This is a genomic window from Telluria sp. ZT3P25 (assembly GCF_059685895.1).
Map to the genome: position 1 here is coordinate 986,262 of NZ_JCASIJ010000002.1, position 14,049 is coordinate 1,000,310.

The following is a 14,049-nucleotide window of genomic DNA, read 5'->3' on the forward strand; positions in this document are numbered from 1 at the left end:
GCGCACCAAACAGTGGCGTCGCGCACCGTCATGGCCAGAGTGCGTCATGACGGTGCGCACGTTTTAAAGAAGGAAGGCGGGCTTGGAATGTGGCTGCGAACCGGTTGCAAGCTCAGTTTTAGCGTTGATCAGCCAACGGCATTCATCCTGATGCTGCGTCCCCGCAGCGGTGCGCAGCAGTGGGTGGCGCGCGAATCCTATACGCTCACCCCGAGCGTGCAGGTACTTGAATACACGGATGCTTACGGCAACCTGTGCCAGCGCCTGACGGCGCCACCTGGCGACTTTTCAATCCAGACGTCGGCCGATGTGCTGACCGATCAGGTTATCAACGTCGCGCCTGGTGCGCCGTTCGACGAGGTGCAGACTTTGCCGGTGGACGTGCTGCTCTATCTGTTACCGAGCCGCTATTGTGAATCGGACCGGTTTGCCGAGATGGCCAGTGCGATCGTGGCCGGTGTCGCGCCAGGGTATGACCAGGTCGCCTGCATCAGCGACTGGATCCGGCGCGAGGTGCGCTTCAATCCGGCGTCGAACCAGAACCAGATGGCCGCGACCGAGGTCAATGAATACCGCGAAGGCGTGTGCCGCGACCTGGCGCACCTGGGCATTGCGTTGTGCCGCGCGCTGAGCATTCCGGCGCGCATCGTGGCCGGTTATCTGCATGGGCTGGTGCCGATGGACTTGCATGCGTGGTTCGAAGCGTATGTGGGCGGGCGCTGGTATACGTTCGATGCGAGCCAGGATGGACCGCGCGGTGGACGCGTGACGGTGGGTTATGGGCGCGATGCGGCTGACGTGGCGATCTTTACCCAGTTCGGGCCGGCTCTGGCGCTGCATGAGATGCAGGTGACGGTGGAGTTGCTGGAAGGGGCGCCGGGTTGACGTCTGCTTGAATGGTCGGTCCCTCCACGCGTTCGCCGATTCTTCATGCGCTGCAAAATTACCCGTAGGGTGGATGGGTTCCCCATCCACGCGTTCAACAATCCTTGGCGCGCCATAAAATCACGTTAATTTGAACGCGTGGACGGCACAGCCGGCTCGGCGCCCCCGTCCACCCTACATTATGGTCAAGCAGCGGTTGGTGCAGCCGGCGCGGTTGGCGCTGGTGCTGCAGGTGCTACCGGTGCTGCCGGTGCTGCCGGTGCTGGTGCCAAAGCCGGTGCCTGTGCTGCCTGCGCAGCCAGCGATGGCTTGCCCATCTGGTCACGCACAACCTTGTGCACGAATTCCAGCTTTTCCAGCACAGGCGTGCTGAGCTTGAACGGGTACGAATCCGGCATGCCGATGCTGCGGTTCAGGCTATTGAGCACGTAGGTCAGCGCGAACCAGTCGCTCAGTGTTTCTTCGAAAGCGCCAGATTTCGTCGGCAGTGTGATCTTGTCCAGTTCCGGCTCGTCGGCCTTGGCCGGCTTGAGCGACAGCCCGCATGAGTGAGCCGTTTCCAGCGTATCGATCATGTGCAGGTAGTGGGCCCAGGTTTCAGCCCAGTCTTCCCATGGATGCGATGCGGCGTAGCTGCTCACGAAGCGCTCTTCCCAGTCGGCGACCGGACCGTTTTCGTAATGCCGCTTGAGTGCGTCGCCATAATCCTGGCGCTCGTCGCCGAACAGCGCGCGGTAGCTGTCGATCCATGGTGTATCGGCAACCAGGCGGTCGAAATAATAGTGGCCGCTCTCGTGGCGGAAGTGACCCAGCAGCGTGCGGTAACGTTCGTGCATCTGTTCGCGCGTGCGCTCGCGCTCGGCCGGATCGGCTTCGGCGATGTTCAGCGTGATCAGGCCATTGTCGTGGCCGGTCATCACGCACTGGTCGGTCACGCCATCTTCGAGGAACTGGAATGCCAGGCCAGTGTCGGGCTGGGTTTCTTTCGAGGCCGGGGTCAGGTTCAGCTGCGCGAGCGAGAACAGCAGGCGGCGCTTGGCGGTTTCAAGGCGCGACCACAGGACACGGTTCTTCTCCGACGTCAGCGCCGGGATCACCACCGTCAGCTGGCATGCTTCGCACAACTCATGCGGGTCGTCGGCCGGCAGCATCCAGTTGCACACATTGTGCTGCACATAATTGCTGCACTGCTTGTAGAGCTTGCCTTCATCCTTGCGGTTCAGGCTACGCCACAGGCCGTCTTCAGCCTGTTCGAAGCTGTTGATGGAGCGCTGGGACGGCTGGTAGCCCAGGGTGCTTTCGCAATTGAAGCAGAGGGTGTTCTCGAAGAAGATCTGATGCGAACATTTGTCGCAGTGAAAGGTTTTCATAGCAGTACTGATAGAGAGGTTGGAAGTGAAGGTGTATTAACAATCTAACAGTAAATGCATTGCGGGTTTAATCATGTAAGACAATGCCTCATATCGTGTGCGCCCCCCTGATACGCTTGGTAGGCGCCTGTTGCACGCGTTGCAGGTATCAAAAAATGTGCATAAAAAACAACAGACCACACCAAAAAAAGTGGTGTGGTCTGTTGGTCGAGTTGCCCGGTGGCTCGCCCTCTTGGCCGGTCAGGTGCCAGGACGTAAATGCTGACCTTGCTCGCGGCCGCCTCCGCCTGCGCTACCGCGCACTTGCCGCTGACGGCGCTCCACATGGCCGTAGGCGGGCGCGTCGACCGGTTCCGACACCGGTGCCTGCGCGCCAATGACGCGGTAGAGCGCAGCGCCCAGTAAGGCGCCGACGATGGGCGCCATCCAGAACAGCCACAACTGCCCCACGGCCCAGTCGCCGGCAAACACGGCAACGGCCGTGCTGCGCGCAGGATTGACGGACGTGTTAGTGACAGGGATGCTGATCAGGTGAATCAGGGTCAGCGCGAAACCGATTGCCACTGGCGCAAACCCTTTGGGCGCACGCTGGTCGGTCACCCCCAGGATAATCAGCAGGAAGAACGTGGTCATGACCACTTCGCTCAGCAGCCCTGCCAGCAGCGAATAACCACCTGGCGAATGATCGCCGTAGCCATTGGCAGCAAAGCCATTGGCGCTGTCAAAGCCAGGGGCGCCGCTGGCAATCACATACAGCACGCCGCCGGCGAGGATGCCGCCGGCGACCTGCGCCACGATATAAGGAAATAGCTCGCGCGCGGGAAAGCGGCCCCCGGCCCACAGGCCGATCGAGACCGCCGGATTCAGGTGGCAACCCGAGATGTGGCCGATCGCGTATGCCATTGTGAGCACGGACAAACCAAAGGCTAGGGCGACGCCGTGCAGGCCGATACCCAGTTCGGGAAATGCGGCAGCCAGCACCGCGCTGCCGCACCCGCCCATCACCAGCCAGAATGTGCCGAGAAACTCGGCGCCGTAGATTTTCATCGTGGTCTCCTTCGGATCACTATTGCAATGTGAAACAGCAGCGGACAGCAGCGGACACCAGCGGATACCGGTGGAGAACGTGGTGGCAGTGTCGAAGGCCGCAGGTGTTGATAGGACACCCTGCGCCGCGGGAGGTTCCACGGACTGTGCATCTCGTGTCTGGAGAAAATTGACCGCCGCTGCGCGCATTGGCGCCGCACAAACCAGCGCGAAATTTCGGTGCGCGCCGTACCGTGCGTGCGCGGCGCCGTGCATGATTGCCGCGCTGCCCGACATCGCCGATGGTGCCGGGTCTCGACCGATTGGCGCTGCTTAACACTGACTGGAGAAATCATGCATGGGATTTGGGGGAAGGTGGTGTCGGTTGCCAGCGCCATGCGGTGGCTGGCGTGCATGGGCTTGCGGTTAGGGCCGCTGGTACTCGCGGCAACCAGTCCCGCGCTGGCGCAATCGGCGCCAGCGTTCATCCATGCCGGTGGCGGCGCGGGCGCATCGCCGGTCGCCTATCGCGTGATCAATCTGGGCACGGGCGCGATCGCGGCCTATCCACGCATCAATGCGTCCGGGCAGGTCGCGTTCTCGCTGATCCATGGCGATCGTACGGACGGCTACTTTTACGATGGCAATATCGTACGAGAGATGGGTTCGCTTGGCGGCCGCACCGTGTATGTGAACGACCTGAACGATGCCGGGCAGGTCGCCGGTACCTCGCTCAATGACGCTGGCGTCGAGAATGCGTTCGTCTGGAGCGTGCGCGGCGGCATGCTCGACCTGCGCGCTGCGCCATCCCGTGGTCGTTCGTATGGCTGGGCCATCAACAGCCACGGCGTCGTCACCGGCGCGATGGGCGATGCGGCGCATCCGTTTCGCTGGAGCGTCGCCAGCGGTGTCGAAGACCTGGGCGTCACGCCCGGCATCCCGGCACCTGCGGCCGGCCGTGTGCTGGGCGACGCCGGCCTGGTTGCCGGCGTGACGACGATCGACGACGAATTCACGCGCACCTTCGTCTGGACACGTTCGGAAGGGCTCATCGACATCGACACGCTGGGCAGCGTTGAATCGTCACCGGTGGCCGTGGGGGCCGGGGGCGAGGTGGCCGGTAACCGGCTGGCGTCGTTCGACGATGGCGGTGAGCGCCCGTTCCTGTGGACACGCGCCACCGGTATGGTGGACCTTGGCACCGGTCGCGGTTCCACCGCATCGGTCATTGCGATGACGCCTGGCCTGCACATTGCCGGGAGCATCGGGTATCCGGATGGGCGTCAACGAGCGATGTCGTGGACGCGCCAGGGCGGCATGCGCGAGCTCGGCACGCTGGGCGGGCGGACATCCGCCGCGCGCGACGTCAACACCCGGGGCCAGATCGTCGGTTTTGCCGAGGACAGGCTTGGTGCCACGCGCGCCTTCGTCTGGAGCGCCGCAGGCGGCATGCTCGACCTGAACCGCGCACTGCGCCATGCGCCGCCGGGCCTCGTGCTGGACCAGGCGCTGGCGATCGGTGACAGCGGCGCGATCGTGGCAGGTTCGAATGCGGGGCTGGTGCTGCTGAGGCCAGAGCGTGGATGCAAGTGCGGTCACACGCTGGGGCCGCTTGTCCTGCCTGCGCAGGCCCAAGCCGGCATGCCGCTGCAGGCATCGGTCAGCTTCGTCGATGGCGACCGGACCGGCACGCGCAGCGTCGAGTGGGCGTGGGGTGACGGCAGTAGCGGGGCGGCGCGCAAGATTGTGGAGGAGGGTGGCGTCGGCAGCGCGAGCGCCAGTCACAGCTTTTTAATGGCCGGCGTGTATGCGGTCACGGCGACGGTGGTGGGGCGCGACGGGCGCAGGACGACCGTCAGCCGGACTGTGTTGGTGACCGGTCCGGCGCCGCCGCACGGCGGCACCGTTCCGAGCAATATTTGACCTGTTCCCAGTCGCGCGCCCACTTCTTGCGCCAGGTGAACGGCAGCGCGCAGTGGGCGCAGATCTTGGTGGGCAGCTCCGATTTCTTGCGCATCTTCATGGAGGGATTGTAGCGGTTGCGGGGGCGCGCCGACACACGGCATCCGTATCGTGACGACGACGTCAGGCGCAGCCGTCAGGTGACACTCGCTCAGCCGGTTTGACCGGTGGTAAGCTATCAATATTGTCACCTCACACCTGAAGGAATGCCATGAAGCCGCTGTTCTCCGCCGAAGAAGAAGCGAACGCAGCATCCGCAGTTCCATCCACCCCGGCCCCGGCGCTGCCGCCCTTGTTCAGTCCTGCCGGCACCGACACGCTGCCGGCATTGCGGGCCGAGGCGAGCGCGGCGCCGCTGGTGCGCGTCGATATCTCGGGCATTGACGACAAGGCCATCGAGTCCCTCGGCGGCGCCACCGGTGCGAGCGTGGCCAAGGTGTCGGCCAAGCTGCTGGGCACCGTGCGCGCATCCGACGCTGACGTCTTCGGCGCGCAACTGAACGAACTGATCGCCACCGCCAAGGGGCTCGACCCGGCCAAGCTGCGCTCGGGTGGCCTGATGGCACGCGTGACGGGCATGTTCGGCTCGGTCAAGGAAAAGATGCTGTCGCAGTACCAGGTGGTCGAATCGCGCATGGACACCTTGGTCGCCGAAATGACGCGCCATGCCAACGTGCACCGCGGCCGCATCAGCGATTTCGACGAGATGTACAAGGGCCTGGAAATCTATTACCAGGGCCTGGACGCCGACGTCAAAAAGGGTGAAGCGTGGGCCGCCAAATTGCAGCAGGCTGTCGCGCAGCAGGCGGCGCCCGCCAATGCGTTCGAAGCGCAGCAGGCGACCGAGCTCCGGCGCCGCCTCGAGCGGCTCGAAAAGCGCATCGATGACCTGCGCCGAGCCATGCTGATGGCCACGCAGATGGTGCCGCAAATCCGGCTGTCGCAAGACAATGCGCGCGCGCTGACCGATACCTTCACCGATATCGTCAATGTGTCGATCCCGGCCTGGCGCAACGTGTTCTCGCTGTACCTGCTGCAGCTCGAAGCCAAGCAGAGCGCGGCTGTGGCCAATGCCGCCTACGACGCGACCGATGCGGCCTTCCGCACCCAGGCCGACATGCTGCTGGAAAATACCGAGACCGTGGCCCGCGTCAAGCAGCGTTCGATCGTCAGCCTGGAAACCGCCCAGCACGTGCAGACGCAGCTGATGACCGCATTCGACAAGCTCGAGCAAATCTCGAACGAAGGCCAGCAGCGCCGCAAGGACGAGCTGCCGAAGCTGCAGGAACTTGAGCGCGAACTGATCACGCGCTTCTCGTCGGCGTCAACGCCCGGCGCGCAGTAATCACGACCTGACCCATCACATTCATAAAGGAATATCCATGTCGACCACGCTCGAAACCGGCCACCGCATCAACCTCGAAAAGACGGCACCGGGCCTGAAGCGCGTTCGTATCGGCCTGGGCTGGAAGGTCAATGCGGCCGAAGGCCAGGCGTTCGACCTCGATTCATCCGTCTTCCTGTGCAGGAAGGATGCGGACGACCACCCGGTCATGATCAGCAACGCCCACTTCGTCTATTACAACCACACCACGTCGCCCGATGGCGCGGTGGTGCACTCGGGCGACAACCGCACGGGCGACAAGGATGGTGACGACGAAGTCATCATCGTCGACCTGGCCAAGGTCGAAGCGGCCGTGGTGGAAATGCCGATTGTCGTCACGATTCACGACGCCGAGGTGCGCAAGCAGAATTTCGGCCGCGTCAGTGGCGCGTACGTGAAGGTGTACAACGACGACACGGGCGAGACGATCGCGCAATACGACCTGAACGAGGATTACTCGGACAAAACTGCGCTGCAATTCGGCTCGCTGTACCGCCGGGATGGCGAATGGCGCTTCCAGGCGGTCGGCGCCGGCTTCAAGCTGAATCTGGCGACGTTCATCCGCAAGCTGGGCGGTACGGTCTGAGGCCGATCCCACGCGCTGGTTGCCCACCGTTCGCTGATGCCCAAGCCATTTGATTTCGGTGAGGCGGCCGAGGCGCCCTCCGATCCGGTGAAGGCGCCGGCCACGCCGCGCGCGCTCGACTTCGGCGACACGCATGCCGAATCAGCGCCACCGGTGCGCCACAGCCCACCCAGGCCGCTGTCATTCGACGACCTGCCAGCTGTGCCGGCGGTGTCGGGCGCTACCGCGAAGGCTGCGCCCAGGCCGCTGTTCGACAGTGAAGATCACCCGGCGGTGCGTGACGCGCTAGCCATTGCCAGGCTTGATTATCCAGTCTTGTTTGCGCACGCCGAACAACGCTTTACCGCCTTGTTCCGCCGCGTCCTGCCGGTCAGGCTGTCTCTGGTGACGGAATGGGGCGAGGCCCCGCTGATGGAGCAGGCCGCGCTGCTGCGGCCCGTGACCGAGCTGGTGCTGTCGTTCACGCAGATGGCGGTGCCGGCGCTACTCGACGCGGCGCTCGAAACCACCCGCGCGCCAGCGGGCATGTTCGGCAAGCTGTTTCGGCGCGCGACGTCGCCGGTCGAATTCAAGCCGGCCTTGACGTCTGCCCGCACGCAACTGGTGCAGCTCATCGCCGACAGTGATGTCGCCACGCGCAATCTGGAAGCGTCGGCGCAGAACCTGAGCCTGCATTCAGCCACGCTGGCGGTGGTGTCGACACTGGCCGGCGATTCGGCCGATGTCGCCTTGCTCGACGCGCTCGTGCAGCGCCGCACGCTGCTCCAGCAGGCAGTACGCCAGGCCGAGCTGTCGATCCTGCAGATGGGCCAAGTCCGGCAGCAAGCTGCCGAACTCATCGGGCAGGTGTCGTCATTCCTGACGGTCACCTTGCCCGCGATCGAAATGGCGCAGGCGCAGGGCGGCAACTAAAGCCAGTTCACTAAAGCCAGCTCAGCTCTTCTTCTGCGCCGCGATCCAGCGATCGGTCGCCGCTTCCAGCACGTCGAGCGGCACCGCGCCGTGCGACAGCACCTCGTTGTGGAAGGCGCGCAGGTCGAAGTCCTTGCCCAGCGTCTTTTCAGCGCGTGCGCGCAGTTCGCGCAGCTTGAGTTCACCGATCTTGTAGCTGAGCGCCTGGCCCGGCACCGCGATATAGCGCTCGACTTCCTGCACCGCCGTCACTTCGTTCTGCGGCACGTTGTCCATGAAGTAGGCGATGGCCTGCTCGCGCGTCCAGCCCTTCTCGTGGATGCCGGTATCGACCACCAGGCGCACGCCGCGCCAGATCTCGGCCGTCAGGCGGCCGATCCACTGCCACGGGTCGTCGTACATGCCGATTTCCTGGCCCAGCATTTCGCTGTACAGGCCCCAGCCTTCCGAAAATGCGGTACTGCCACCAAAGCGGCGGAAGGCCGGCAGGCCCGTCGTTTCCTGCGCCAGGCTGCGCTCGAAGTGGTGACCGGGAATCGCCTCGTGCAGGAAGAACGCATTGGTGGTGAAGCGCGTGCGCGTTTCGGGCTTGTAGGCGTTGTAATAGAAGATGCCGGGGCGTTTGCCGTCGACCGAGCCGCGCTGGTACGACGCAGGCGCCGCGCTCACTTCGCGGAACGCTTCGACCGGGCGGATTTCAAACGGCGCCTTCGGCACATTCGCGAACAGCTGGCCCACCTTGGCTTCGACCTGCGGCCGCACGCCTTCATACGCCGCCTGGATTTCTTCGCGCGACTTGAAGCGCAGCTCGGGCGCATTGTTCAGGTGGTCGAAAAATTGCCTGAGCGTGCCCTTGAAGCCCACACGCACCTTGGCTTCTTCGAACTGGGCGCGGATGCGCGCTACTTCGGACAGGCCAATGTCGTGAATCTGCGCCGGTGTCAGGTCGGTCGTGGTCGACTGGCGCGCGCGGAAGGCATACCACTCTTTGCCACCGGGCAGGGCGCCGATGCCGGCCGTGGTGCGACCGGCTGGCAGGTAGGTGTCGCGCATGAACGCGAGCAGCTTGCGGTTGGCAGGCGCGAGCTGTTCGCGTACCAGCTTGCCGTAGGCGTCGGTCAGGCGCGCCTTGTCGGCGGCGCTGAACGAGGCCGGGAACTTCTTCACTGGGCCCATATAGGTGCTGGTCGCCAGATCGTCGCTGCCGACACTTTCGAGCTGCGGCAAGACGCGGCTGATCAGGGCCTTCGGCATCACGATGCCCTGTTTGATACCGAGGCGCATGTCGGCAATCACGTTGTCGACCGCCGGGGCGTAGCCGGCGGCGCGCGCCAGCCAGTTATCGTAATCCTGGACGGTCTGGAACGGCTGCGTCGAGGCGCCGGAACCCAGCTGGGCCATCATCAGGTGCAGGCCCGAGAACTGGTCCACCGGCACCAGATCGGACGGGAAACGCAGGCCGTCGAGGACTTGCTGCAGGCGATAGCGCAGCAGGTCATAGCTGATGCGGTCTTCGGCCGGCAGCGGCGCTGGATCGAATTTGGCGCTGGCCGCGAGATATTTTTCCGACAGCGCGCGGCTTTGCTTGCGCTCCTCGGCCGACGAAACGGGGCCGAAACGGTCGTTGTAGCGCGCATCGCCGTTGAAGGTCGCGGCGATTGGATTTTCGCGCAGGTAGTCTTCCCAGTAGGCGGCGTACAACTGGTTCATTTTTTCCGGGGTGGCCGGCGTCTTGACCTGGGCAATGGCGGGGAGGGCGGCGCACAGCAGGGTGCACAGGAGCAGGGGAAGCGAGCGGGTCATGGGGTCTCGTGGTGGTCGGGGCGATGCAAGAATAGCATGGGGCTGCCAGGGAATGATCGCGTAGCAGCGCGGGTCAGCCCGCGTATTGACCCGGCGTTGTCGTCGCATGACGGTGATGGCACGACCTGCCTTCGGTACACTCGATGCATGTACAACGTCGGAGCACGACATCATGATGAACAGTTTGCCGGATCAATTTCATGCGCTGGTCATCGGCGCCTCGGGGACGATCGGCGCGGCCTTTGTCGATCTGCTGGAACAGTCGCCACGCTGCGCCTCGGTGCGGGGGCTGCATCGCCAGTCGGTGCCCGCGATCGATTTCGCGGACGAGGCCAGTGTTGCCGCGGCAGCGCAGGCCCTCGCCAGCGGGCCGCGCTACCACCTGATCGTGAATGCGACCGGCGTGCTGCACGACGGCGCAACGATGCCCGAGAAGCGCCTGGCCGACCTGAACTATCCGCAGATGCAGGCGACCTTCATGGCGAACACGTTTGGTCCTGCGCTGGTCATGCGCCATTTCGCGCCATTGCTGGCAGGCGAGCGCGCCATCATGGCCATGTTGTCGGCCAAGGTGGGCAGCATCGGCAACAATCGCCTGGGTGGCTGGTACAGCTATCGCGCTTCGAAGACGGCCCTGAACATGCTGGTGAAAACCGCGGCGATCGAAGTTGCGCGCACGCAGAAGAATAGCGTGCTGGTCGCGCTGCATCCGGGTACTGTGAATTCACGGCTGTCGAAACCGTTTCGGGGCGAGATCATCGGACGACCGGCCCAGGCCGCTGCCGCCGACATGCTGCAGGTACTCGATGCGCTGATGCCGGCCGATAGCGGTTCGTTCAGATCGTATAACGGCGCCGAACTGCCCTGGTAGGGCGGTCGGCCCGTTCGCGCTGTGGTGGCGCCTGCCCGTCGTCAGCTGGTCAGTTGCGCTACCGGGATTGTCGCTTCGATGCGCAAGGCGCCATCGGGTCTGCGCGCGGCGATGACGATGTCGCCCTGTTCCACGTATTTGCCGACCAGTGCGCGGATGTTCACGTCATGGGTCACCAGCACCAGGTTGCCGGGATCCTCGTATCCCGCCAGATAGACGCGCAGCTGCGCCAGCTTGCGCTCGCGGGCCGCGTCGTCGTCCTGGAACATCGAATCGACCATCTCGCTGGGTTCGACCCGGCCGAACGCGAGCCGGGCGGTGTCGATGCAGCGGCACCAGCGGCTCGACAGTACCGGGCCGAGCGGCACACCATGCTTGCGCATGGCTGCCCCGATCCTGGTGGCATCCGCGCGACCCGCCTGTGACAGGTTGCGCTGGGTGCTGCACACGCCGAGCTTGAAACCGGGCGGATCGCCGATGCCCGGTACCGTCGCGGCATGGCGCATCAGGATGACGTAGCCACCGCGCTGGAGCAGCGGCCATGGCGATGGAGCGGCCCCGGCAACAGGCGCTGCGCATGCCGCCAGTGCGGCCAGAAAGTGGCGTCGGTCCATGGAGGTTCTTGGTGGCGGGGCCGGTTAAATGATCAGATGGTACGCGTTACTTCCCTGGAGCATCCAGGAAGAAAATGGCGTAGACCTTGGCGCCGGATTTCTCGGTCGGCTTGTCGATCTGGATCTGCGCGCAATCCTGCGCCACCAGGCTGCGCCAGTTGACGACACCTGCATTGGCAAACACCGAATTGACCTTGCACGCCAGGCTCATGTCGAGCGCCAGGCGCGCGTTGCGCTGCTCCGCTTTTGCATAGTTGACGCCACGGATCTCGATGCCGAAGGCGCTCATCCATGGCTCCCACAAGCCCAGTTCCACACCTTGCACCATGCGGCCCAACATGGTCTCCAGCGACAAGCCCTTCTTGACGACGGCGCGTAGCAATTGCAGTGACGGCGCTTCGCGAATGTCGGTGCTGTGCTTGCCTGCGCCGCTGTCGCCAATGGCCTTCAGCTCCTTCGAAAAGGCGGCGTCACGCTCGGTGTAGTCGCGCATGCGCTGGTAGAACTCGACGTCAAGGAAGGGATTTTCGACCCGGCCGGCGGGTGTCTCGGCTGGCTGGCGGGTGGAAGGCTGTTTTTTATTGGTCATGGCATTGGCTTCGGAGTTTAAGGGCGCAGCATACCACTGTGGGCCGTACGGGTTGCATGCAAGCGGGATGCGCTTGCGCCTTCTGAACGCGTCGCCGGGTGTTGTCGCGGACGCTCAGCCCTTACTCTTTGCGTTCCTTGAATTCACCCTCGATCACCATATCGTCGCTGCGTTCAGGCGGGCGTCGGCCCGGCATGAACTTGAAGAACGACGAGGACACCCGATCGAACAGGGTTTTGCGCAACCAGGGGAAGGCAACAAGAAAGGTCGTCACAAACCCGGTGAACGCTGCAGGCACGTAGTCGCCTTGCCACACGAAGTGCAGCAGGCACAGTGCGACCAGGGTCACGATGAGCGGGCGACGGACAGGCTTGGGCAGCAGGCCGACAAGGCGCAGCTTGCCCTGGCTAACCGAAGGAAACCTGGCGAACAGAATACCAAGCAGCAGGCCGGCCACGAACCGGCCCGTGCCGAGGTATTCGGCCACGACCCCGATCACGAGATAGCCGGTATAGGTGATCGTGCCAGCCAACACTGCCAGCAGCGCCACCACGAGGGCAAGCACCAGTTTGGGCTTGCCGATTGCCAGTTTGACGAGAAAGCCGAGGATTTGAATACTCCTGCAAATAAATAGGAAAAGATTGTCGCAAATTCTAACAGCCCGCTGGGGATGTCATCCTTAAGCCGCGCGCGCCAGCAGCCAGTGTTTACCCGCCAGCAATCGCGCGCAGGGAAATCCCCGTGATGTAGGCACCGTAGGTGCCCAGTGCATAGCCCAGCACGGCGAGCAACACGCCGACCGGCGCGAGCGCCGGGTGGAAGGCACTGGCCACCACCGGCGCCGATGCTGCCGCGCCGATATTGGCTTGCGAACCCACCGCCATCATGAAGAGCGGTGCACGGATCAGTTTGGCCATCAGGATCATCAAGCCGCCGTGGAAGGCGATCCAGATCAGGCCCAGCAGGAACAACCAGGGGCGATCGACCAGGGCGCTCAGGTCCATCTGCATGCCGATCGTGGCGACCAGCACGTACAGCATCACTGAGCCGATGCGCGAAGCGCCAGCGCCTTCGAACGTGCGGGCCTTGGTAAAGCTGAGCAGCAAGCCAATCGTCGTGGCGATCACGACGATCCAGAAAAAGCCGGACGTCAGGCTGTAATCCTGCAGGCGCCACTCGGCGGGCAGGGACGTGATCCACCCGACCAGCAGCTGCGACAGGAAATGGGACAGGCCTGTTGCGCCCAGACCAATGGCAAGAATCACCATGATGTCAGCCAGGGTCGGGATCCGCGCATGCTGCGCCTGGTATTGCTCGATGCTGTCACGCAAGCGGTTCAGCGCCGTGAGGTCAGCGCCTGTCCAGCGATCGAATACCTGGGCCCGGCTGGCAAGGAACAGCAACACAGCGGTCCACAAATTACCGACCAATACATCGACCGCGACGAACTGGCCGAACATCGTGGCATCGACGTTGAAGACCTCGCGCATCGCGGCTTGGTTGGCACCGCCGCCAATCCAGGAGCCGGCCACCGTGGTCATGCCACGCCATGTGTCGCCGGCCACCGTCTCGGGATGGATTACCCGCATGGCCTCGAACGACACGAGCGCACCGAGCATGACACCAACGGTGCCTGTCAGGAACATGATGATCGCCTTCGGGCCGAGCCGTACGATCGCCTTGAAGTCGATTGCCACGCACAGCAGCACGAGAGAGCTGGGCAGCAGGTAATCGCGCGCCATCGGGTAAAGGCTTGAGGCCGCACCGTCAATAACGCCAAGCGTGTTCAGCAGCGACGGCAGCAGGTAGCACAGCAGCAGGGCGGGTACGTAGCTGTAGAACTTTTTCCAGAAACCATCCGGGCGCGCTGCGGTCCACAGTACGGTGCCGAGTATGGTGGCAAGCATGCCGAAGACGACGGCATCGTTGGTAATCATGGCAGCAGAAACAGGGGGCATGCGCGCTCCAGGTTATTCGCGTCAGGGACCGATGACGAGCATGCAGCGTGCATCGTATTGGTCGAAGAGCAACGAGTATCGCCGGGAGC

14 protein-coding genes are annotated in these 14,049 nt (G+C 63.8%); 6 read left to right on the plus strand and 8 right to left on the minus strand.

Annotated features, from left to right (window positions below; all coding sequences use genetic code 11):
- Window positions 1–87 precede the first annotated feature (87 nt).
- The gene (locus AC56LY_RS22990; RefSeq protein WP_499583405.1) at window positions 88–885 is read left to right on the plus strand and encodes a transglutaminase domain-containing protein; all 798 of its coding nucleotides are present in this window, start codon (window positions 88–90) and stop codon (window positions 883–885) included.
- A 185-nt stretch (window positions 886–1,070) separates the two neighbouring features.
- Here AC56LY_RS22990 and AC56LY_RS22995 read toward each other — a convergent pair whose 3' ends face one another.
- Both AC56LY_RS22995 and aqpZ read right to left on the minus strand, forming a co-directional pair.
- Complete coding sequence (locus tag AC56LY_RS22995; RefSeq protein ID WP_499583406.1) at window positions 1,071–2,255, minus strand: zinc-binding metallopeptidase family protein; 1,185 nt, start codon at window positions 2,253–2,255, stop codon at window positions 1,071–1,073.
- A gap of 240 nt (window positions 2,256–2,495) precedes the next feature.
- Entirely contained in the window at window positions 2,496–3,302 is an 807-nt protein-coding gene (gene aqpZ, locus AC56LY_RS23000; protein ID WP_499583407.1) for an aquaporin Z, read from the minus strand.
- Between the two features lie 333 nt (window positions 3,303–3,635).
- Here aqpZ and AC56LY_RS23005 point away from each other — a divergent pair, with 333 nt between their 5' ends.
- Complete coding sequence (locus tag AC56LY_RS23005; protein WP_499583408.1) at window positions 3,636–5,204, plus strand: hypothetical protein; 1,569 nt, start codon at window positions 3,636–3,638, stop codon at window positions 5,202–5,204.
- Here the strand turns inward: AC56LY_RS23005 and AC56LY_RS23010 are convergent.
- Window positions 5,137–5,304 carry a DUF2256 domain-containing protein gene (locus tag AC56LY_RS23010; protein ID WP_499583409.1) on the minus strand — a complete coding sequence of 56 codons (168 nt, stop codon included), beginning with the start codon at window positions 5,302–5,304 and terminating at the stop codon, window positions 5,137–5,139. The genes AC56LY_RS23005 and AC56LY_RS23010 overlap by 68 nt on opposite strands.
- A gap of 150 nt (window positions 5,305–5,454) precedes the next feature.
- Between AC56LY_RS23010 and AC56LY_RS23015 the strand changes: the two genes are divergently transcribed.
- The 3 genes from AC56LY_RS23015 to AC56LY_RS23025 are packed head-to-tail and all read left to right on the plus strand — an operon-like array spanning window position 5,455 to window position 8,125.
- The gene (locus AC56LY_RS23015; protein ID WP_499583410.1) at window positions 5,455–6,588 is read left to right on the plus strand and encodes a toxic anion resistance protein; all 1,134 of its coding nucleotides are present in this window, start codon (window positions 5,455–5,457) and stop codon (window positions 6,586–6,588) included.
- 37 nt (window positions 6,589–6,625) lie between these two features.
- Window positions 6,626–7,213, plus strand: coding sequence for a TerD family protein (locus tag AC56LY_RS23020; protein WP_183553850.1), 588 nt, complete (start codon window positions 6,626–6,628; stop codon window positions 7,211–7,213).
- A gap of 36 nt (window positions 7,214–7,249) precedes the next feature.
- Window positions 7,250–8,125 (plus strand): hypothetical protein, encoded by an 876-nt coding sequence (locus AC56LY_RS23025; protein ID WP_499583411.1) that lies wholly within the window; start codon window positions 7,250–7,252, stop codon window positions 8,123–8,125.
- Window positions 8,126–8,146: 21 nt separating this feature from the next.
- Here the strand turns inward: AC56LY_RS23025 and AC56LY_RS23030 are convergent, their stop codons facing one another.
- Window positions 8,147–9,928 (minus strand): DUF885 domain-containing protein, encoded by a 1,782-nt coding sequence (locus AC56LY_RS23030; protein ID WP_499583412.1) that lies wholly within the window; start codon window positions 9,926–9,928, stop codon window positions 8,147–8,149.
- A gap of 175 nt (window positions 9,929–10,103) precedes the next feature.
- Here AC56LY_RS23030 and AC56LY_RS23035 point away from each other — a divergent pair, with 175 nt between their 5' ends.
- Complete coding sequence (locus AC56LY_RS23035) at window positions 10,104–10,799, plus strand: SDR family NAD(P)-dependent oxidoreductase (RefSeq protein ID WP_499583476.1); 696 nt, start codon at window positions 10,104–10,106, stop codon at window positions 10,797–10,799.
- 41 nt (window positions 10,800–10,840) lie between these two features.
- Here AC56LY_RS23035 and AC56LY_RS23040 read toward each other — a convergent pair whose 3' ends face one another.
- From AC56LY_RS23040 to AC56LY_RS23055, 4 genes are all read right to left on the minus strand, one after another.
- Window positions 10,841–11,413: a histidine phosphatase family protein gene (locus tag AC56LY_RS23040; protein WP_499583413.1), complete on the minus strand. Its 573-nt coding sequence runs from the start codon at window positions 11,411–11,413 to the stop codon at window positions 10,841–10,843.
- A 46-nt stretch (window positions 11,414–11,459) separates the two neighbouring features.
- On the minus strand, window positions 11,460–12,002 hold the full coding sequence (locus AC56LY_RS23045; RefSeq protein ID WP_499583414.1) for a hypothetical protein: 543 nt from the start codon (window positions 12,000–12,002) through the stop codon (window positions 11,460–11,462).
- A gap of 121 nt (window positions 12,003–12,123) precedes the next feature.
- Complete coding sequence (locus tag AC56LY_RS23050; protein WP_499583416.1) at window positions 12,124–12,567, minus strand: FxsA family protein; 444 nt, start codon at window positions 12,565–12,567, stop codon at window positions 12,124–12,126.
- A 142-nt stretch (window positions 12,568–12,709) separates the two neighbouring features.
- Window positions 12,710–13,960: a DUF819 family protein gene (locus AC56LY_RS23055; RefSeq protein WP_499583417.1), complete on the minus strand. Its 1,251-nt coding sequence runs from the start codon at window positions 13,958–13,960 to the stop codon at window positions 12,710–12,712.
- Window positions 13,961–14,049: the final 89 nt, after the last annotated feature.